The sequence below is a fragment of the Burkholderia sp. Bp8986 genome (assembly GCF_003854225.1).
In the GTDB taxonomy this organism is placed as follows: Bacteria; Pseudomonadota; Gammaproteobacteria; order Burkholderiales; family Burkholderiaceae; genus Burkholderia.
In genome coordinates, this window is the sequence record NZ_QTQM01000001.1 from 118,712 (window position 1) to 139,508 (window position 20,797).

At 65.6% G+C, this 20,797-nt stretch carries 15 protein-coding genes; 4 read left to right on the plus strand and 11 right to left on the minus strand.

Annotated features, from left to right (window positions below; genetic code table 11):
* The first annotated feature begins 36 nt into the window (after positions 1-36).
* Positions 37-1,467, plus strand: coding sequence for an MBOAT family O-acyltransferase (locus DID99_RS00510; protein WP_124665799.1), 1,431 nt, complete (start codon positions 37-39; stop codon positions 1,465-1,467).
* Positions 1,468-1,578: 111 nt separating this feature from the next.
* A complete protein-coding gene (locus tag DID99_RS00515) occupies positions 1,579-2,748 on the plus strand; it encodes an acyltransferase (protein WP_124665800.1) in 1,170 nt (389 codons plus the stop codon).
* A gap of 59 nt (positions 2,749-2,807) precedes the next feature.
* On the opposite strand, the gene DID99_RS00520 is transcribed toward DID99_RS00515, so the two are convergent.
* From DID99_RS00520 to DID99_RS00530, 3 genes are all read right to left on the minus strand, one after another.
* The gene (locus tag DID99_RS00520; protein WP_124665801.1) at positions 2,808-3,887 is read right to left on the minus strand and encodes a glycosyltransferase family 1 protein; all 1,080 of its coding nucleotides are present in this window, start codon (positions 3,885-3,887) and stop codon (positions 2,808-2,810) included.
* Between the two features lie 27 nt (positions 3,888-3,914).
* Entirely contained in the window at positions 3,915-5,063 is a 1,149-nt protein-coding gene (locus tag DID99_RS00525; protein WP_124665802.1) for a glycosyltransferase, read from the minus strand.
* Positions 5,064-5,502: 439 nt separating this feature from the next.
* On the minus strand, positions 5,503-6,552 hold the full coding sequence (locus tag DID99_RS00530) for a glycosyltransferase family 2 protein (RefSeq protein WP_124665803.1): 1,050 nt from the start codon (positions 6,550-6,552) through the stop codon (positions 5,503-5,505).
* A 434-nt stretch (positions 6,553-6,986) separates the two neighbouring features.
* Here DID99_RS00530 and DID99_RS00535 point away from each other — a divergent pair, with 434 nt between their 5' ends.
* The gene (locus tag DID99_RS00535; RefSeq protein WP_124665804.1) at positions 6,987-8,276 is read left to right on the plus strand and encodes a right-handed parallel beta-helix repeat-containing protein; all 1,290 of its coding nucleotides are present in this window, start codon (positions 6,987-6,989) and stop codon (positions 8,274-8,276) included.
* 114 nt (positions 8,277-8,390) lie between these two features.
* Here the strand turns inward: DID99_RS00535 and DID99_RS00540 are convergent, their stop codons facing one another.
* Both DID99_RS00540 and DID99_RS00545 read right to left on the minus strand, forming a co-directional pair.
* A complete protein-coding gene (locus DID99_RS00540; RefSeq protein WP_124665805.1) occupies positions 8,391-9,965 on the minus strand; it encodes a mannose-1-phosphate guanylyltransferase/mannose-6-phosphate isomerase in 1,575 nt (524 codons plus the stop codon).
* Positions 9,962-10,546 (minus strand): drug:proton antiporter, encoded by a 585-nt coding sequence (locus DID99_RS00545; protein ID WP_124485079.1) that lies wholly within the window; start codon positions 10,544-10,546, stop codon positions 9,962-9,964. Before DID99_RS00545 ends, DID99_RS00540 begins: the two co-directional genes overlap by 4 nt.
* A 1,297-nt stretch (positions 10,547-11,843) precedes the next feature.
* On the opposite strand from DID99_RS00545, the gene DID99_RS00550 reads away from it, so the two are divergent.
* Positions 11,844-13,235 carry a sigma-54 dependent transcriptional regulator gene (locus DID99_RS00550; protein ID WP_185733714.1) on the plus strand — a complete coding sequence of 464 codons (1,392 nt, stop codon included), beginning with the start codon at positions 11,844-11,846 and terminating at the stop codon, positions 13,233-13,235.
* Positions 13,236-13,298: 63 nt separating this feature from the next.
* Here DID99_RS00550 and DID99_RS00555 read toward each other — a convergent pair whose 3' ends face one another.
* The 6 genes from DID99_RS00555 to DID99_RS00580 form a co-directional block, all read right to left on the minus strand.
* Positions 13,299-15,773 carry a glycosyl hydrolase 2 galactose-binding domain-containing protein gene (locus DID99_RS00555; RefSeq protein WP_124665806.1) on the minus strand — a complete coding sequence of 825 codons (2,475 nt, stop codon included), beginning with the start codon at positions 15,771-15,773 and terminating at the stop codon, positions 13,299-13,301.
* Positions 15,770-16,825 (minus strand): DUF1839 family protein, encoded by a 1,056-nt coding sequence (locus DID99_RS00560; RefSeq protein WP_124665807.1) that lies wholly within the window; start codon positions 16,823-16,825, stop codon positions 15,770-15,772. The genes DID99_RS00555 and DID99_RS00560 overlap by 4 nt, the downstream gene beginning before the upstream one ends.
* The gene (locus tag DID99_RS00565) at positions 16,822-17,793 is read right to left on the minus strand and encodes an amino acid--[acyl-carrier-protein] ligase (protein ID WP_124570048.1); all 972 of its coding nucleotides are present in this window, start codon (positions 17,791-17,793) and stop codon (positions 16,822-16,824) included. Before DID99_RS00565 ends, DID99_RS00560 begins: the two co-directional genes overlap by 4 nt.
* A complete protein-coding gene (locus DID99_RS00570) occupies positions 17,790-18,986 on the minus strand; it encodes an acyl-CoA dehydrogenase family protein (RefSeq protein ID WP_124665808.1) in 1,197 nt (398 codons plus the stop codon). The genes DID99_RS00565 and DID99_RS00570 overlap by 4 nt, the downstream gene beginning before the upstream one ends.
* Positions 18,983-19,234 (minus strand): acyl carrier protein, encoded by a 252-nt coding sequence (locus tag DID99_RS00575; RefSeq protein ID WP_044842951.1) that lies wholly within the window; start codon positions 19,232-19,234, stop codon positions 18,983-18,985. Before DID99_RS00575 ends, DID99_RS00570 begins: the two co-directional genes overlap by 4 nt.
* 168 nt (positions 19,235-19,402) lie before the next feature.
* Positions 19,403-20,185, minus strand: coding sequence for a Crp/Fnr family transcriptional regulator (locus DID99_RS00580; RefSeq protein WP_185500280.1), 783 nt, complete (start codon positions 20,183-20,185; stop codon positions 19,403-19,405).
* Positions 20,186-20,797 lie beyond the last annotated feature (612 nt).

Consider the following 20,797-nt stretch of genomic DNA (forward strand, 5'->3'; position numbering starts at 1 on the left):
CGCCGCCATCGTTTCGAACCGTTTTCAGGCCGCCCGATGAATATTCCATCCTTCCAGTTCTTCGCCTTTGTAGCCGTCGCCGCGCTGATCTTCAACCTGTCTCGCTCGCTGACCTGGCAAAACGCGGTATTTCTCGTCGTCAATCTGCTGTTCCTGGCGACGTTTTCCCGCGATCCGGTCGCGTGGATTCCGTTCGCCGCATTCCTGCTCGTCGGTTATCTGAGCGTCCGGGGCATGCAAACGAAGCAGTGGCTGGCTGCGTTCGCGCCGATCGTTGCGATCGTGATCGCGCTGTTCTTCTGGCTCAAACGCTATACGTTCGTGCCGTCCGCGTTGCTGCTGTCGCACCCTTACGCGACGATCGGCGTGTCCTACATCTTTTTCCGGATGCTCCATCTCATCATCGACGCTCGCAGTCCGGGCCTGTCGGTTCGCGTGACGCCGGTGGTGTATCTGAATTACGTGCTCAACTTCACGTCGCTCGTGTCGGGGCCGATTCAACGCTTTCAGGATTACAGCGTGACGCAGACGAGCGAGCGGCCGGGACCGGATGCAATCGACTACGGCGTCGCGCTCGAGCGCATCATCGTGGGATTCTTCAAGGTGGCGATCGTGTCGGCGGCACTGTCGCACCTCCATCATCAGGCGCTTGCGCAACTGTCGCCGATGCAACCGCTCGGCGAGCGCATGCTGACCGGGCTGGCGATCGCCGCGATCTACCCGGTCTATCTGTATTTCAACTTCTCCGGCTACACGGACACGGTCGTCGGTGTCGCGCGCTTCTTCGGGATCTCACTGCCGGAGAATTTCGACCGGCCGTTCTCGTCGACCAACTTCATCGGATTCTGGAGTCGCTGGCACATCACGCTTTCCGGCTGGCTCAAGACCTACGTATACAACCCGCTGCTGATGACACTCATGCGTCGCTTTCCGTCGCGCTCACTGGAGCCGTATCTGGGTGTCGTCGCGTTCTTCGTGACGTTCTTCCTGGTCGGCGCCTGGCACGGCCAGACGTCGATGTTTCTGTTCTTCGGTGTCCTGCAGGGCGGGGGCGTCAGCGTCAACAAGCTGTATCAGATCCGCATGACCAAATGGCTTGGCAAGAAACGGTACGTCGCGCTGTGCAACACGCCGCTCTACGCCCATTGCGCGCGCGGGCTGACGTTCACGTTTTTCGCATTCAGCCTGTTGTGGTTCTGGTCGACCTGGAGCGAAATCCAGACCATCGCGACGACGCTCGGCCCGGCGCTCGTCGCGTTCGTATGGCTGCTGGTATTCGTGGGCGCGACGGTGACGCTTGCCGTGCTCAACGCGGTATACGAGCGTGTGACGCAAGGCGGCATGGCCGGACTGTTCCTGTCGCGTTACGCCCGTACCTCGTGGTGCACGGTATTGGCGGTCGTGACCGTGCTGGTGCTGGTCATTTCCGATTCGCCCGCGCCGGACATCGTCTACAAGACTTTCTGACCCGCGGCGGCGGCACGGCGATCGTAGGGTGCTGGGTCACCGGAAACCTGAAGTGTTCGCCGACGCGCGCCGAACCTGCAAGATCGATATTTCCCGGAGCCACTCACTTTCATGGCCAGTCACAAGCAGAAGTTCGAAATCCTGGACGGCTTGCGAGGCATCGCTGCGATAAGCGTGATGTTCATGCATTTCCTGCAGGAACTATCGAGCACGATCCTGCAGGGTGCCTATCTTTCCGTCGACATGTTTTTCATGCTGAGCGGCTTCATTCTTTCGTATTCCTACGGTGAAAGATTGCGCCAGGACGCATGGCGCGGCGAGTATCTGAAGCGCAGGTTAATACGCCTGTACCCGATGATTTTCATCGGGTTCGCGATCGGCTTCGCGAGCCTGATCGTCATGCAGGCCAATTCGTCCGCCCGGTTCTCATTGGGCAACCTGGCGGCCGCCACCGGCCAGAATTTTTTTCTCGTTCCATACCTCGGTCGCTTTTCGGTGTCGGGTTTCGTCGGCGCGGCGAATCACAGCTTGCCGCCCGTCAATGATCCTGGCGTATTCCCGCTGAATCCGCCTGCCTGGTCGCTGTTCTTCGAGTTGTTCGCGAGCGTCATCCTGATCGCGGCAATCAAGATGACCGCGCGGAATCTGTCGAGATGGGCCTACGCCTGTCTCGTCGCATTCCTCGTATATGGGTTCCTTGCCAGTCTCGATAACGCCAAGCTGGCGATCATGATGAACCAGGGCTGGGCGGCGGATAACTTCATCGGCGGCTTCTTCAGGGTGGGCTACGGGTTCTTGTTGGGCATCGCGATTGGAAAGATGTACGAATCGGATCTTCCGGCGAAGCCGCATTGGTTCGTCGCCAGGCTCATAAAGAACGACTACATGCTGTTTGTCGTTTTCCTGCTGGTCGTCGCGTTTCCGTCGTCGATCAAGGGGATGTATTCAGTGGCTATCCTGCTGTTCGTCGCACCTGCGCTGGTTTACCGGGGGGCCATGCTCGCGCCGAGCGGCAAGACGATTGCAAGGCTCAGCGCGTTCCTCGGCTGGATCTCGTATCCGCTTTATTGCGTGCACTATCCGATCGGAAGGCTGGTGTTCGCGTATGCGCCACAGGCCGACATCCACGTAGTCCGAACCGCGATGATCGCCGCGTCTCTTTCGATCGTGTCCGCCGCCATCCTGGCGAAATTTGTTGAAGAACCGATCAGGTCGTATCTGGGCACGCGCATGTTCGGAAATCATCGGGCCGCCACCGGCAACCCGGTCAACGTCGGGTAAACGGAGCAGTTCGCGCAGCACGCCGGCGTCGTTGTGGCGCCGGAGTGCGGGAGTCGCTTTTACAGCCCCTCGAAGATCTCCGTCATCATCTCGGCGCTTCGGCTCCAGCGATATTTCTCCGCGTGCAGGCTTCCCTTGCGTTTGAGCTCGGCCCTGAGCTCGGCGGAATCGAGCAGGCTCCGCAATTTCTGCGCGATGTCGTCCTGCGAAAACGGATCGCAGTACAGCGCCGCATCGGCACAGACTTCCGGCAGTGCGGCCGATTTGCCGACAACCGCCGGACAGCCGTAGCGCATCGCCTCGAGAGGCGGTATGCCGAAGCCTTCGTAGATCGACGGATAAAGGAAGCACGCTGCGTTCTGATACAGCGCCTTCAATTGCTCGTCGCTGATGTAGCCCACGTACTTGATGTTCGGCTCGGATGCCGAGAGATGATCCTGCTTGCCGAACACGGTGGCGTTCTGCATGCCGACGATGACGAGATCGACCGACGGATCGTCGATCTGCCGGAATGCCGCGATCAGCCGCCCGAAGTTCTTGGTCGGATTCATGCTGCTGACCGCGAGCACGAAGCGGCCGGGCATCAGCGCATGCTTGGCGAGCACGCTCGCGTCCGCTTCCAGGGCATCGAGATGATCCGCACCGAGCGGCACGACGCTGATCTTCTCCGCGGAGACGCCGCAGTGATGCGCGAGGCGATCCCGCGAGAAATAGGAGTTGGTCAGCACGCAAACGGAGGTTCGCGCCAGGATCCAGAACATGATCCGGTACCACACGCGAAATGGCCGGGAGAAATGCGCGGGCGTGTCGAACACCGCCGCATCGTGCATGTAGATGATCTGGTTGCCGATGAAAATGGATGCCGAATTGCTGAGATTGACGATGCGTCCGCGGCGAGCGAACAGCGGGAGCACCAACTGCTCCCAGACCACGCCCTTGTAAAAACCGACCTTGACCGTCCTCGCACCGCTTACCTCGACGCCGGGCTGCGGAGGCACCAGCACGGTCACCGGATCCTGAGGCTGAAACTTGATCAGTGCGGCGATCAGCTCGCGCGCGACGCGCTGCACGCCGGTCGTCTTCTGCGTGGTGAATCGGCCGTTGTATACGAGTTGCTTCGGTTTCTTGAAAGCGATCATGTCGATAAGGGGATGTCGAAATCGGAATCAGGCTTTGACGTGATCGGGAACAACCGGCTTGAAGTCGTGCGTGTCGACTCGTGCCCCGTCGGTGTCGAGTCCGTAAAGGGCGTGCCACTGACGGAAGATCGCGTTCATCGAAAATCGCTGAATCGCCCGTTGCCGGGCAGTTGCGCCCATTTCCTCGCGAAGCTGCCGGTCGTCGCGCAGCAGGGTCAGATATGCGGCCATCTCGTCGGCGTTCGACGCGACATAGCCGGTCACGCCGTGAATCACCACGTCGCGATTGCCCACGACATCCGTCACCACGGCCGGTATGCCGGCGACCTGCGCTTCGATCAACGCGACCGGCATGCCTTCCCATCGGGAGGTCTGGACGTAGATATCCAGTTCCGACGTCAGCGCGAGCGCGCGTGCGCGGGTGACCCAGCCGCTGCAGACGACTGCCCGGCGCTGGCCGGGGTCCGGAATCTCGGCGGCGTCGCCGCCGATCCAGAGAAACTCGACGTCCACGCCGTGCAGCGTGTCGGCAAGGTGCACGAATGCTTCATGATTTTTCTGGAACGACGCCCGGCCGCTCATCCCGATGACGACCTTGCGATCGTCGCGCGTTCGACGCGGTGGGATCTCCGCCGCATTGACGCCGTTTTCCACCAGGACTGCCGACTTCGCCCGGACCTTTCCCCGGATCTCGGCGAGTTCGCTGCCGGAGCACGCGACGATGGTTCCGCCGATGTGCGCCGCGATGCGCTCGAAGCTCAGGTAGGCGTACTGCTTCATGCGCGACACGTCGCGGCGCAGGAACGAGAGTCCGTGCGGCGAGTAGAGGACCTTCGCATTCGGGGCGGCGATCCGGGCGGCGATTCGCCCCAGCACGCCGGCCTTCGACGAGTGCAGATGAATCGCGGTCGGCTTGCAGTCGCGCAGGTTCCGGACCAGCGCACGCAAGCTCCGCAGATCCTGTCTGACGCTCACCTCGCGCGCCATGTCGACGTACACGAGCTTCACGTCAGGCAGGAACAGCGTTGAAAAATCGGTCGGGGTTTCCGGTCGGATCGAATGCAGAACCGTCACGTCGACGCCGGTCGCCGCGGCATGGTTGGCGAGATGGGTCAGCATCGAAAGCACGCCGCCACCAAACGCTTCGGCGATATGAACGATCTTTTCTTGGGTCATCTTTCGGTCTAGCGATCCGATCGCACATTCATCGCCCGTCGTGACGATGAGCCGCCCGCGAATCGTGTTGTCTCGGTGTCGAGTTCGTTAAACTATGCATTCCTGATTGATAAATGCATGGCTGCCGTGGCCATTGGATCCTGCTGTCGCAGTCGCTTGTTCGAGCTGACGAGGCAGCCGGATGGTTTCCGTCGATGGAATATCGGGTCGACGTTGCCGGAGCGTGCCGAACACGACGCAGCGTGACGAACCAATGCCGCGTTCTACGTGTCGGCTCGATTCCTCCGAACATCGGATACCGGCGTTCGACTACGACGACTGGAGACGAGACAACGACGAAATCCGGTCAGTGCGCGTGAATCCACTGGTCCGGATCATTGTGCAGCGCATGCGCGACCCGCTGGGTGCGATGGCTTACCGAAGGCGCGACTCGGCGATGCTATCGAGCGTCGGCGTGATGGCCGGATGACTTCCGCACGCGCGCGAGCGGATTGGAGATATAGCGAATCGCACGGTTGCTGAGCGTTGCCGACGGCAGCAAGCATGCGAGTGACAGCCCGGCCACGGCCGTTTTCTTGGCGGGCCCCCAGAACGGGTTGCGCAGCACGGTTTGCCAGTAGCGCCCGGATTCGCACAGGAACCAGCGCCAGCGCCGCACGAGTGGGGCGTGATAGAGCGTGCTTGCGAAGCGGGCCTTCTCGATCGCGAAGTCGAGCGGCGCGATCGGCAATGCTTCGTGCAGCCGTGTGCCGGCAAGCATGCGCAGCGTCGCCCATCGGCGTTCGGCTTTCAGCGCGCCTGTCGCGGCGTCTTCCGAATTGGTGAGGGCGAGAGCCGGCGTGTCGGCGGACGGGCGCGTCCCCGGCTGCTGATGGACGCGATAGCCGCCGAGCGTTGCATCGATCATGTGTACGTTGCCGAGCAACGCGATACCGTAGATCGCATAGAAATCCGCGCCATGCAGGTTGTCCGGGGTGACGGGTACCGGAAAGATGCGCTTGAGTGCATCGACCCGATACGCGTTGCCCGATGCGGGCGGCGACGGGTACAGCCAGCCCGCGCGCAACAGGCGGCCGCAATCGGTGTCGACGGCCGACTGCGGCACGCTCGCCCCGGTCATTGCACCGTCCTGCGCGATCACGTCGAGCCGGAAATGCACCTTCACGAAGTCGCCGGACGCGAACGCGGCGAGCACGCGGGCCGCGGCGTCGGCATAGAGCAGGTCGTCAGCGTCGAGCAGGATCACGTAGCGCGTCGTGACATGTTCGAGCGCGCGGTTGTATGCGGCGACCTGACCGCGATTCTCCTGGAACACCGCCGTCACGCGCTCGCCGTACGAGCGAATGATGTCGCGCGAATCGTCGGTCGAACCGTCGTCGACGACCAGCACGCGTACACCGTGCGCGCCCTGCGCGAGCGCCGAATCGATCGCGTCGCGCAGGTATGCGCCGTGGTTGTAGTTGCAGATTGCGATGGTCAGGTCGGTCATGAACGGATTCTGGGCGAGCGAAGTGCGGACGATCCGGGGGCCCGGCGGGCAGGGTTCGGTGCCCCGGCGCACGGCACGCCGAGACCGCGACGCGGGATCGGGTGCGACCGGTGCTGTCGGGCGTTCCCGGCGCACGGTCGCGTCGCATGGTGGCCATGATACGTGTCGCAGACCGGCACTCGGTTCGCGAGCCTACCGTTCCGCGATTCGCTTCATTGGAAGCGCGATGAATCGTCAACGGCATGTCGGATCCGCCGCGCACGCGGGATGTATTGGTCTGTTGACGCACTGAAACGCGGCGGGTTCGAATGATCCAATCGAACGTAGTACACCGCCTGTTTCGGCGGTATCGCGGGCCGACAACTCGGCCGGCATGCAGCGATTCGGGCGCGCCGGCGGACGCGCGCGAAGTCATTCCAGGGAGTCGACTCGACATGCATAGATCACACGGCCCGATTCTTGCGCGTGCGGCGCTTGCCGCGATGTGCGTGGCAGGCGGGCTGGCTTGGCCGGGCAGTGCCGCGGCGGCATCCGGCACGCCTGCGCCTGGTGCGTTTCATTCGGCTGTACCGGATGCGTACGTTCGTCCCGCTGCGGACGCGGCCGATCAGGCCGACATGCTGCAACATGCGCTGGACGCGTTGCAGCCTGGCCAGCGACTGGTGTTCGCGCCGGGGCGGTATGTGGTCGGCCGGTCGCTGGTCGTGCGGCAGCGGAATGTGGTGTTGTCGGGCTACGGCGCGACGCTGATCGCGACAACCCCCGGCGACCAGACGGTCGAGATGCGCGGCGAGGGTACGACGCTCGTCGGTTTTCGGCTCACCGGAACCGGCACGACACGCCTCACGACGCCGGAGTCTTCGAAGGTCGAGGTGACGGGGCGCGGCGTGCAGGTGCTCGACAACGTCATCGACGGTGGCGCGGGCGGCGGCATCTTCGTGTTCGGCGGCGCTGACGTCGCGATCGTCGGCAACGAGGTGCTGTCGACGCTGGCCGACGGCATTCACATGACGCACGGCTCGCACAACGTGCTCGTGCAGGGCAACGTCGTGCGCGGGACCGGCGACGACATGATCGCCGTCGTGAGTTACCAGGCGGAAGGCGTGCTGACGCGCAACGTGCTGATTACCGGCAACTCGCTGGAGGGCAACCCGTGGGGCCGGGGCATCACGGTGGTCGGCGGTGCGAACGTCACCATCTCGAACAATATCGTGCGCAACGTACAGGTGAGCTCGGGCATTCTCGTCGCGCAGGAAGACAGCAATCGAACTGCCGGCTCGTCCGACATCCGTATCGAGGGCAACTCGATCGCGGATATCCAGACAGCGACGGGCCGGGCCGATCCTCGTCCGGTCACGCAGCAGGCGGCGATCGAGGTCAGCACGTGGTCGGGTTCGGTGTCGCGGGTGACCGTGATCGGCAACCGCGTGTCGCATGCGCGATTCGACGGCATTCGCCTGTGGGGAAACGTGTCGGGCGTGCGGCTCGCGGACAATCAACTGTCGGGGATCGGCGGAATGCCGGTCCGGGTCGACCCCGCGCACGATTGCGCGACCGGCCGACCGGCGGGGGCGTCGGGAGGGCAGGCGAGGGGCGCGCCGTGTGCGGCCGCGCGTCAGCCGTTGTCGGCGGCAGGTGACGCGATCGGCGCGGATTCGTCGTTGTTGCCGCGCGTGCGCGAATCGGTCAGGCAAGCGCGCTGGTCGCAAGGCGGCATCGACTGATCGTGCGTCGGGTGGGCCGCGGTTCGGCGACGCCATGCGGCGAATAGGCGGCCACCCCTTGTTCGCGCGGCGGCGCGCATCGCCATCGCGCACGCCGCCTCGATCCGCATGCGCTTACCGGATGACGTTGCGTTCCGCGGTTTCCTCGTCCGGTTCGCGCGAGGCGAGCGACGGTCGCTGCCGCGCGTTCTCGACGACCGGCCTTCCATACTGATCATCAAACCGCACGATATCGTCTTCGCCGAGATAATCACCCGACTGCACCTCGATGATCTCGAGCGGAATCCGGCCGGGATTCTCGAGGCGGTGGACCTCGCCGACAGCGATATAGGTCGATTCGTTTTCGCTGAGCAGGAAGGTCTCGTTGCCGCGCGTGACCTTCGCGGTGCCGCGCACGACGATCCAGTGCTCGGCGCGGTGATAGTGCATCTGCAGCGACAGCCGCTTGCCGGGTTCGACGACGATCCGCTTCACCTGGAACCGCTCGCCGAGATCGATCGAATCGTAGTGGCCCCACGGCCGCTGCACCTTGCGGTGTTCGCTCGCCTGCGGGCGCTGCTCGGTCTTCAGGCGCGCGACGATGTTCTTCACGCGCTGCACGTCGTGCTTGTTCGCGACCAGCACCGCATCGGGCGTCTCGATCACGACGACGTCCTTCATCCCGACGCACGCAATCAGCCGGCCCTCCGAGCGCACGAGACTGTCCTGCGTGTCCTCGAACACGATCGGGCCGCGCGCGACGTTGCCCTGATCGTCCTTCGGCATGATTTCCCAGATCGCATCCCAGGTGCCGACGTCCGACCAGCCTGCGGACAGCGGTACCACGATCCCTTCGATGCCGAGTTCGGGGTGCTCCGCGAGGCGCTCCATGACCGCGTAGTCGATCGAGTCGGACGGGCACGCGTCGAAGGCCGCCGCGTCGATCCGGAAGAACGGATGCTCGGCGGTGCCCGCGCGCCATGCCGCGTCGCAGGCCGCATGGATGTCGGGTGCGAGCGCGCGGATCGCCTTCAGCCAGGTCGATGCGCGCGTGACGAAAATCCCGCTGTTCCACCAGTAATCGCCCGAATGCAGGTAGCGCTCGGCGAGCGCCGCGTTCGGCTTCTCGACGAAGCGCCCGATCGCATAGCCGCCTTGTCCACCGAGGCGGCCGGCGCGCGGTTCGCCGACCTGGATGTAGCCGTAGCCGGTTTCCGCGCGGCGCGGCAGCACGCCGAGCGTGACGATCGCGCCTTCCTGCGCGTAGCGCGCCGCGCGGCCGACCGCTTCCTGGAATGCGGCGACGTCGCCGATCACGTGATCGGCCGGCATGACCGCGAGGATGGGATCGTCCGCGAGCACGCTGGCGTCGAGCGCCGCGAGCGTCAGCGCGGGCGCCGTATTGCGCGCGGCCGGTTCGAGCAGGATGCGGGCGGGGGCCGCGCGCCCGAGCACCTGCGCGGCGCTCATGATGCGATGCTGTTCGCCGCACACCAGCAGCAGCGTGTCGCCGAGCGCCGCGTTCGCGATGCCGTTCAGGCGGCGCGCGGTCGCCGACAGCGGCGATTCGTCCGAGGTCAGCTCGATCAGCTGTTTCGGATACTGCTCGCGCGACAGCGGCCAGAGGCGCGTGCCGGAACCACCAGCGAGTATGACGGGCAGGACGCAGGGCAGCTCGGGATCGGGAACCGGGCGAAGGTTGGCGTTCATCGATTGGCTCCGGTATCGGCGGGCAGCCGGTTGTGTACGCGGCCGTCGACGCGCGTGTCCTCGTTGCGCGATCGCGGCGCCGAGACGGTCCGGGACAGCAGCTGACGCAGCGCGCCGGCGGCGCGGTCGGCGGGCCGGACGAGACCGACGAATGGCGCGCCCTGTTCGAGATAGGGACCGTAGGCCTTGCGGAATCCGAAACGTTTGTAGAAGGACTGGCGTTGCGCGGGAACGTGCGTGCGCACCGCCACGTCGGGCCATGCGGCCTGCGCGGCCGTGAGCGCACGCTGCATGAGTTGCTCGAGGGTGCGGTCGTCGCGACATGCCTCGCTCGTCAGCACCTTGTCGATCACGACGTCCGGATCGGCGTCGTCGCCGGGCAGCACGCGCGCGTAGGCGACGACTTCCGTCGTGTCGCCCTTGTGCATGCACGCGAACACGTGCAGCGCATGCGCATCCTTGCCGTCGATGTCGAGATACGTATGCGCATCCTCGACCACCAGCACTGCGTTGCGCGAGCGCAGGATTGCATAGAGATCGACGGCGCTCAGATGTTCGAATTCACAACAATGCCATTCCATGATGCGGTCCTCGTGTGAAGCCTTCAGCACGCCGAGCCGCATGAACGCGTTTGTCCGGTGCGGCTCGCCGATGTCCATGATGCGGATGCGGGGCGCGCCGGTCTGTTCGAAAGCATACTCACACTCCCGTTATGCCCGTTTCGTGCGGGCGATGCCGGCAGCGCGAAACGGGCCGTGACGTGAGCGGGGCACTGTGCGGTATCACACAGTGGCCGCATGCCAGCTTTCCCATAATTGATTCGTCGCGACTGTCCGCTGCGAACCGCGCAGCGGGCAGTCTGCATCGAACGCGATTGAAGAATCGGGGGCTGTACTTGAGATTGCGATCGTTCACGGCGGATCGGCCGCGCATCGCGACCGGCTGCTCGCAGGCCGGCATCTACCGCATCGTCGATGTCCTCGCGATGCGCGCATCCCTCATCCGGACACGATCGTTTCGACGCGCCGGCCAACACGCGCATACTTGCGACAGTGCGCTGCCGGATGCTTTCGCGCTGCATGCGGCCCTGCACCAGCACAGTGCCCGTCGCGCCGGCCTGTCGGCAGCGATCATGGGTGGCACGACACGCATGGACGCCATGCTGCATCGCGTCAGGAGACGGACGGCACGACCGGCTGCTTCGTTACGATGTTGTAACGAACACGCGCGGTTCGCCCGCGTTCGATGCGTGATGGCGGTGTCGCACGGGGCGCGCGATTATCCACGGATGCAAAACGCTTCCCGGATTATTTGCGCGATTCAAGCGAGAATCGCGGGCAATGGAAGGCGCCGATCTTGCGGAAAAGTGGTATTTGGCACTGATAGACGGGAATGGTCGTGGATAATCAAATCTGAGGCGCTAAACGCGCGCCGCGCGCGCCGGGGCGGCAGCGTAATCGGCTGAATCGATTTTATCTTTTAGTAACAAGGCCATCTCGATACGGGGTGTAGATTCAGGAACGGATGAAATGAGGCCACCATTCCGAAAGCGGGTTGGCGGCCATCCGGTTCAGCATCGGGCGCGGCTGTCGTGTACGACGCGACGCAAATGCGGACGGAAATCCCGTTTGCCGACGCGCTCCGCCTGACGGCGCGTCGTATGAAAGCCGGAACGCCGCGGCTCCCGCGGCCGCGCGTTCCCTTCGAGTTCGATGACAACGAGGCCGGATGACATTCGGCTCGACCTCCGGGGGCTCTCGCCGTGTGCAGTTTCGATCTTCGCCAAAGCTGCGGAAACGCAGCGCGGACAGGTGGCCATGCGCCGCCGGCCGCAGCGCACGCGAACGGTTCGCGGAGTGGAGAAAGTGATGGTTCGCTATGAATATGCCAATAACGCGCGATAGGAGCGCCGGCGGGGAGAGGATTACCGGGCAGCGTCCTCTGATTTACTGGACCCAGTCGCCGTCCGTCATGCTGCGCAAGGAACTCGCGCGACGCGACTGGAAAGTGACGCTCGTCGCGCACGCCAGCGAATTGCGCGATACCTCCGGCGAAATCACCTGCGGCATCCTCGACCTGAGCGGCGGTCACGCCGACGCGATCGGCAGCATCGCGTCGACCTGCGCGTCGATGCGCGACGTCGTGTGGGTCGCGCTCGTCGAGACCGGCCAGACCGCCTCGCCGAACGTGCGCGCGCTGTTGCGCGACTATTGCTTCGACTACATCACGTTGCCCGCGTCGCACCAACGCATTGCCGATACGGTCGGCCATGCGTACGGAATGGAATGCCTGTTCGCGCGCGATCGGGAACGCCTCGAATCGCAGGAGAACGGCATCGTCGGCACCTGCAGCGCGATGCTGCGGCTGTTCGATACGGTGCGGCGCTTCGCGCGCACCGACGCGCCCGTGTTCGTGTTCGGCGAGACGGGAACCGGCAAGGAACTGACGGCCGTCGCGATCCATCGTCATTCGGAACGGCGCAACGGCCCGTTCGTCGCGGTCAACTGCGGAGCGATCCCGCCCCACCTGCTGCAATCGGAACTGTTCGGCTATGAGCGCGGCGCGTTTACCGGCGCGAACGCGCGCAAGATCGGCTACGTCGAAGCCGCAAACGGCGGCACGCTGCTGCTCGACGAAATCGGCGACCTGCCGCACGAGAGCCAGGCGAGCCTGCTGCGCTTCCTGCAGGAGCGCGCGATCCATCGCCTCGGCGGCAGCGACCCGGTGCCGGTCGACGTGCGGATTGTCTCCGCGACGCACGTCGACCTGCGCGAAGCGATGGAAGAAGGGCGTTTCCGCGCGGACCTGTTCCACCGCCTTTGCGTGATGCGCATCGACCAGCCGCCGCTGCGCGCGCGCGGCAAGGACATCGAGCTGCTCGCGCATCACATGCTCGAACGCTTTCGCGGCGACGCGCGCCATCGCGTGCGCGGCTTTTCGACGGATGCGATCACGGCGCTCTACAAGCATGACTGGCCGGGCAACGTGCGCGAACTGATCAACCGCGTGCGGCGCGCGGTCGTGATGACGGAAGGGCGCCTGATCACCGCGCAGGACCTCGAGCTCGAATACTGTCTCGACGCGGCGTCGCCGTCGGTGGCCGACATCCGCAAGTCGATCGAGCGCGAAGCGATCGAAACCGCGCTGCTGCGCACGCGCGGACGCGTCGCCGCATCCGCGCGCGAGCTCGGCGTGTCGCGTGCAACGCTCTATCGCTGGATGGAAGCGTACGGCATCGAGCGGCCGCGCAGCACGGGGTCGTCGGACTGACGCGCGCGGTGCGGCCGCGCGAGCGTGTGCGCGTGCGTGATCCCGGTCCCGCGCCCGCTCGCGTCAGCCGGTCAACGCCGCACGCACGGCTCGCGCGCCGTTGACCGCGCGGATTTCGACGGTCGGCGGCGCGCCGGCGGCAGCATGGCCGCCGGTGTTCGCGAGCGGCACGAGCGCGACACGCGCCGGCGTGCCGGGCGCGAGATCGAACCAGTCGTCGCGCGGCACGAAGCCCGGTGCATCGATCTGCACGTGACGTGCGACGTGGCGCGTGCCGATGTCGACGTGCCACGTGTCGCCGGTGCGCGACACGCATGCCTCGATGCCGGGTTCGCGACGGGCGAACACGGCCGGGTGCGTGCGGGACGGGAAGTAGAACGCCTGCGACAGCAGCGTGCCGTCGTCGGCGCGCAGTGTCGCGACGACGGTATCGTGCTCGCACGGGCCGAAGCGATACGCGTAGGTCCAGTCGAAGAAGCGGCCGAGCAATTCGGCCGAATCGAGCCGCACCGTGTCGTGCGCGGCGATCCGGACCGGAGCGCCGGCACGCGCGAGCGGCGTGCGGCCGTCGCGCAGCGCGACCAGCTCGACGGCCGCCGACAGCGGCGCCGGCCGCTCGTTGATCACGTGCACGTCGAGCCCGTTCAGCCCTTCGTCGACGAGCAGGACCTGCACGGGCTGAAGTACCTGGCGCAGCGCATACCACGCCGATTTCGGCCGATGCGCCGCATCGAGCAAGCCCCATCCGGCGCCCGCCATCACATCCTGGAACTGCCAGACGAGCGCACCCGCGCAGCGTGAGCCGGTGCGCCGCCACTCCGAGAACGTGTCCCGCATCAGTTCCGCGATCACCGCGCGCGACAGCTCGAAGTAGCGCGACGGATCCTCGCGCCGCAGGCGGTCGGGCGCCACGTCGTACAACGTCTGCAGATAATGATCGCGAATATCGTCGAAATCCCACGACGTGCCGGGGTCGCGCGGCACGGCCGCTTTCCAGCGCGGCTCGTGCACGCCCGGCCAGCCGAGGCTGGCGAGCATCGCATCGCACGGCACGTTCGCGAACGCGAGGCATTCGCTCGCGAAGCGCACGTCGGCGCGACGCGCGTCGTCGAGCGGGCGAAGGTACGCGCCGACACCGTAATAGTGCGACACGCGCTCGCGCGGCATGAACGGCAGCACGCCGCCGTCGGGCGAGTCGGGGACGTACAGCGCGTCGGGCCGCCGTGCCGCCGCATGGTCGGCGAGGCGCTCGGCGGTCAGTTCGAGGAAGCGCTGCTTCGGCCCGAGACCCGACATCGCGCCCTGCTGCGCAATCTCGCTGCCGCCGCACAGCACCGCGAGCGACGGCGACGCGCGTACGCGCGTGAGGAACTGCTCGGCTTCGCGACCGACGGCGTCCGCGAAGGCGCGATCGTCGAGCGCATAGTCGAAGTTCGCGAACATGAAGTCCTGCCAGACGAGCAGTCCGAGCCGGTCGCACCACGCATGGAATGCGTCGGCCTCGTAGGTCATCGTGCCGCCGACGCGAATCATGTTGAAGCCGGCGTCGCGCGCGTATCCGAGCAGCCGGCCATAGGTCGCGTCGTCCGCGTGCAGCGCGAGCGGTGCGGCGCTGCTCCAGCATGCGCCGCGCGCGAACACGCGCACGCCGTTGACGCGCAACCCGAACCCCTTGCCGTCGTCGCCCGCGTCCGGTTCGATCGTGCGAAAGCCCGTCGCGCCGAGCGGCCGCCGTTCGGCACCGATGTGCAATGCGACGTCGTAAAGCACCGGTTCGCCATGCGTGTGCGGCCACCAGCGGCGCACGTTCGGCACCGCGACGGTCGCATGGAGCCGGTCGGCGCCGCGGCGTTCGAGCGTCGCGTGGTGCTCGCCGCACGACAGCCGGGCCGCAAACGCCTCGGGCAGCGGCCCGGCGAATGTGAGTGCCGCATCGAGCCAGCCGGTATCGCCGTCGATGCGGGCGTGCAGGTCGCAATGAACGAGAACGGGACCGTCGGCAGGGTCCAGCACGTCGACGGGCCGCCACGGACCGGTCGGCACGCAGCGCGGAAACCAGCCGGGCATGTGCCCGAGCAGCGACGTGCGAACGGTGCGCAACGTCGCCGGTTCGGCGAGCCGCGTGCGCCAGCGTGCGCGGCGCGGTGCGCGCACATCGCGCAGATGCGGCGCGAGGGCGCGGAAGCAGACGGTCAACCGGTGCGTGCCGTCGAGCGACACGGGCACGTCGTGCGCGACGAACATGCTGTCCGAGCGCAGGATCGGCGTGTCGTCGAGCCATGCCTCGGCGAGCGTCGCGAGGCCGTGAAAGCGCAGCACGCGCGGCCCGTGCCCGTGCAGTTCGACGCGATACCAGTGGTCGCGCTCGTCGAGCGACGCGGTATCGTCGGCCCGGCCGGCCAGCGCGAGCGCCTGCGCGACCGTGCCGGGGACGGGTGCGGCGATCCAGCCGTCGGCCGGAAGATCGAGCGGCCCGCGCGCGGCACCCGCGGGCGTGGCGAGCAGCGACCACGCGAGCGCGGCATGCGCGCGCGTCACCGCACCAACGGCACGGCGGCCGCGTCGACGCGCACGGGCGCCGCGTGCTGCAGCGGCGGGGCGATCTGCCGCGCGCAGTCGATCAGGTCGGCGTAAGCCGCTTCGATCGCTTCGAGCGTCGCGTCGCCGCGCTCTTCCTTGCCGCGCGCACACGCCCGCGCCAGCCGGAACTCCAGCACCATCGCCTCGGATGCGATGCGGTCGCAGGCGGTACGAATCTCGGCGAACGGCCCGATGCAGCCGCTCGCCTGCAGCCAGCGCGCGTAATGGCCGAACAGTTCGAAGTTCGCGCCGAGTTGCCGCACCGAATTGAACGAGTACGCGTGGAAGCGTTCGAGCGGGGAATCGGCGAGCGATTTCGCATCGAGCTGCAGCTGGCGCCGGAACGCCGTGACCGGATTGACGACCGGCAGCCGGCGCAGATGCCGCTGCAGCGACGCGAGCGAGACCTCGCACAGCGCGCGCTCGTCGAGCGGTGCGAAACGCCGCTTCGCGCACTCGACGTACGGCGGCAGCGGCATCGGCGAACAGCCGCCGACGAGCCCGTTGTAGTCGAAGTCCTCGGCCACGTAATAGCCGCTGTTGTGGAAGTAGCCGATCTGGCGGCGCGTGCGATCGATCGAGTCGATGCCGATCGTCGTCTTCGTATGCTGCGTACGGTAGCTGCTGCCGCGCGTGTCCGGCAGGAACCACGCGTCAACCTCGACGATCATCAGGTGACCGCGCGCGACCTGCGTCTCGATGTGCTGGTCGAGCGGCTCGTAGATCGAGTGTTCCTGCACGACGATGCCGTACAGCCGCTCCAGTTCGTCGTACGGAAACTTGAAGAACGTGAACTGGTCGCCCTCGAAGTCGAGCGCGATCGTAAACGGCAGCGCCGCGTACGGGTTGAGGCCCCACCAGCGGAGCACCTCGAGCCACATGTCGACATAGCAGTTGGTCTGTTTCCAGACCATCTCCTGACTGTGCAGCGGGTGCGGCCGATAGTGGCGTGCGCGGTGGCGCACGTCCTCGAACGACGCGTCCTCGCCGTCGCGGGACACGAATTTCATCGCGTACCCCACAGCACGTCGCGAACGTCGGCCGGCCATGCGTCGAGGTCGAAACCGTGATGACGGAACAGCGCGAGCGTCAGCCGCTCGAGGCCGAAGCCGACGCAGCCCGTATGCGCGACGTCGCCCGTCGCGGTGCGGATGTCCCACAGCAGCCCGAAGTGATCCATGTGGTAGTTGAAGCTCAGGCACGCGGTCTGGCGGTCGTCGTGCTCGATCGGGATCAGCAGCTCGAACTTCAGGTTCTGCTCGCGCTGGCTGTTCGCGACGATCTTGCCGCCGCGCCCGAAGAACGGATCGTTCGCGAGATCGATCGCGTTCGGCAGTTGCAGCGCCTCGATCATCCGTGTGCCGCGCTCCATCCACGTCGCGCGGAACGCGACGATCTGCTCGGGCGTGCCGATGCGTATGTATTCGCGCATCCGGAACAGCTGCATGCGGGTCGGGTCGAGCGACGGCTCGTGGCGGAAGCAATACGAGAACACGTCGACGATGCGGCCGTCGTCGGGCAGCGCACCGGCGCGCGCGACGACCGGATAGACCGGATAGCAGGCGGCCGGCGTCATCACGACGTAGGTCGGCTTCTGGCTTTCGGTCCAGTCCTCGCCGCGGTCGAGACACTGCAGCAAGCGCTGGTGCCGCTGTTCGTCGCCGCAGAACGCATGCACGCTGCCCGCGAGTTGCGGGAAGCTCTTCATGTATTCGCTGCGCTCGAATTCGGTGCGGCTCATCGCCGGCGGGAAGCGCAGCACTTCGGCCTGCTGGTCGGCGCCGAGGCGCGTGACGAAGGCGTCGAGCGCTTCGACGACGCGCTCGAACCGCTCGCTGCGGCCGAACAGGCCCTGGATGCCGGTCGACACGAGCAGGCCCGCATCGATCAGCTCGTCGCGCAGCGGATTGACGCCCGCGCGGTCGAGCGGCGCGTCGGACGGGGTGGCGGCGGAAGGCACGGAGAGGCGATCGTTCACGAATGTTTCTCCAGCGTCGCGGGACGCAGTGCGAGCAGCAGGCTCGAGGTATTGGCGGCAATGCGGTCGTTGCTGATCATCAGCGGCGCCGCGTGCAGGTCGCGCAGGTGGCGGCCGATGCTGAACGGCGTGCCGTGCTTGTAGCCGGCCATCCCGCAGATCATCATCGCCTGCTGGGCGACTTCGAGCGCGGTCGACGACACATAGGTCTTCAGCGTGTTGATCTCGGCGGCCCAGGCCATGCCGGCCGACCACGAGCGGGGCGACGGGCTGGCATAGAGGCGCAGCACGCTGTCGACCCGGGCCTGCATCGCCTGCATCAGCGCAAGCGATTCGGCGATGCGCCGCGACGCGGGCGACGGCGCACCGTCGGTCTGGCGCGCCTGCGTGCGGAAGAACTGGTGCGCGCGATGGAACGCGTCGCCGGCCACGCCGATCCACACCGCCGCCCACAGGATGTGCGAAGCCGGCACCATCGTCTGTTCGGCGATCTGCGCGAACGGCACGGGCAGGCACTGCACGGTCGTGCCCTGTGCATCGAGCACGAAGCCGTTGCTGCACGTGCCGCGCATGCCGAGCGTGTCCCATTCGCCGCGGCGCGTGAGCGTATAGCCGTCGCGCAGTACCGTGACAAGCACCTGCTCGGACGCCGGCGCGTCGGCGTCGCGCCGCGCGGTCGCGAGGATGCCGTCCGCGTAGTCGCCGTACGAGATCGTCGGCGCGGATTTGTGCAGCCGGAATTCGCCGCCGTTGGTCTCGAGCGCGCACTGGCTCGCGCGCAAGTTGCCGCCGACGCCGTCCTCCGACGTCGCCGACGCGAGCAGCCACTGATGGCGCACGAGCTGTTGCAGGAACAGCTTGTGCCAGCCCTGGTCGGCCGCGTGATTGACGATGCAGGCCACCTGAATCTGGTGCATCGCGAACACCATCGCCGACGACGCGCAGGCCTGGCCGAGGATCGAGCATGCCGATGCGACGTCGGTCAGCGACGCGCCAGCGCCGCCGAGCCGGGTCGGGACCATTGCGCTCAGCAGGCGGCGCGCACGCATGGCCTCGATCGCCTCGACAGGGCAGCGCGCGTCCCGGTCGACCGCATCCGCGTGCTGGGCGGCGATCTGCGCGACGGCGTGCGCGGCCTCGTCGAGCCGGCGTGGTTCGTCGTCGGCCGCGAGTTCGGGAAGCAGCGCGCTCATGCGGAATGCTCGGCGCGCTGCAAGGTCGCAATGGTGTCCGCGAGCGCGTCGACGCTGCGGAACAGATTGCGGTTCAGCATCTCGTCGGGAATCTCGATGTTGAACTGCTTCTCGATCGCGAGCATCAGCTGGATCGTATCGAGCGAGGAGAGGCCCGCTTCGTAGAGGTCATCCCCGTCACCGATCGAGTCGATCGCGGCTTCGAGGTGGGCGACGTGCTTGAGGATGGTTCTGATTTCGTTTTTCACGTGCTGCTCCGGCGTGTGAGGTGTCGTCCGCAAGGGCGGACGCGCGCAGCGCGCTGACATCCCCCCGGCAGTCCGGCATCAGTAGACCATTCGCACGCCCGGCGTTCTGTTCGCCACCCTACAATCGGCTGACTCGCGTCGCACGCGTGCGCCGACACGCCTTGCGCATCACGCGCGTGCCGCGGCGCTCACGCCCGAGTCGGCCGACAGGATGCGCTTCATCTCGTCGCGCACGATCGCGCGGCAGCCGCACGACATTTTCTCGAGGCCCGCAAGGTCGGCAAGCTCGATCGAGCTCCGGTACTGACGGATCAGGCCGAGTTTCTGGATCTCCCCGGCCGCATCCGTGACCGTCTCGCGCCGCACGCCGAGCATCTGCGCGAGCATGCTGTGGGTGATCTGGATCTCGATGCTGCGCGACCGGTCGTACGCGAGCAGGAACCATCTGCATAACTGATGTTTGAGCACGTGATGTCGGCTGCAGAACGTGATCTGCGAGACCTGGGCCATCAGCAGCCGCACGCAGACGAACACCAGATGGCGAATCACCGGCGACGCGTCGAACGCGGCGGCGAAGATGCGCCGGTCGAGCCGGTAGACGAAGCCGTCGCGGCATGCGACGGCACGGCACGGCATCCGGCCGCTGCCGCCGATCACGTCGTCGCAGACGACGCTCTCGCTGCCGATCTCGGCCACTTCCAGCGTCATGCCGCCGGACGACACGTACTGCAGCGAAATCGCCGTCGTGACGGGCAGGTAGACCGCGGTGAGCATTTCACCCGGTTCGCACAGCACCTGGCCCGATTTCAGGTGAACGAGTTGGAGGTTGGCAATCAGCGTCGCGCGTTCGTCGCGGTCGAGGGCCGCGAGGAACCGGTTGGCGTCGAAGCTGTGGGAAAGCTCGATCATGCCGCTCGCATGGGCGACGGCGTCATTGGCCTGGTGGGTCACGGCGGATCCTCGTAGGGAGCGATCGCACATCGCGCGACGCCATCCACGGGGATTTAGCACGCACGTGCGGATTCGTGTTCATAGAAATTCGAATGCCGATGGCGGAAAAGGCTAGCACGCAATTCATTTCGATAAATTGCGCATTACGTCACTTCACAATGTTTGACGATTTGGGGTAAATGAAAAGGTTATAGGTATTTGAAGATCGTCTTCGTATGAATTAATTGCACTGGAGGGTGAATCGCGAATTCGGTGCTGATCGAGAATCAATCCGGCAACGAAGTGCATCGTACAAGAAAAATATCTAGAATGCATTGAACATTATTTGACAATTTAGATTAGCGGGTATGATTTATTAATTGAATCATGGTGTTGCGTGAGATATGTGCGTTTGATTGCAGTGTTGTAAATTAATCCGGCGATTCATATTTGAGACAGTTTCAAACGACCATTCGAGCGTGCGGCACGCGACTCTGGCCCGTTTGAGACATCATGGAAACAATTGAAAACCGGGTGTAAGTTATTGAACGATAAGACTCCCGCGCCGCTGCCGGTTCCACTGCCGGCCCCGCGCTCAATGATCAGTCGAATTGCCGACTGCGTCCGCGACGC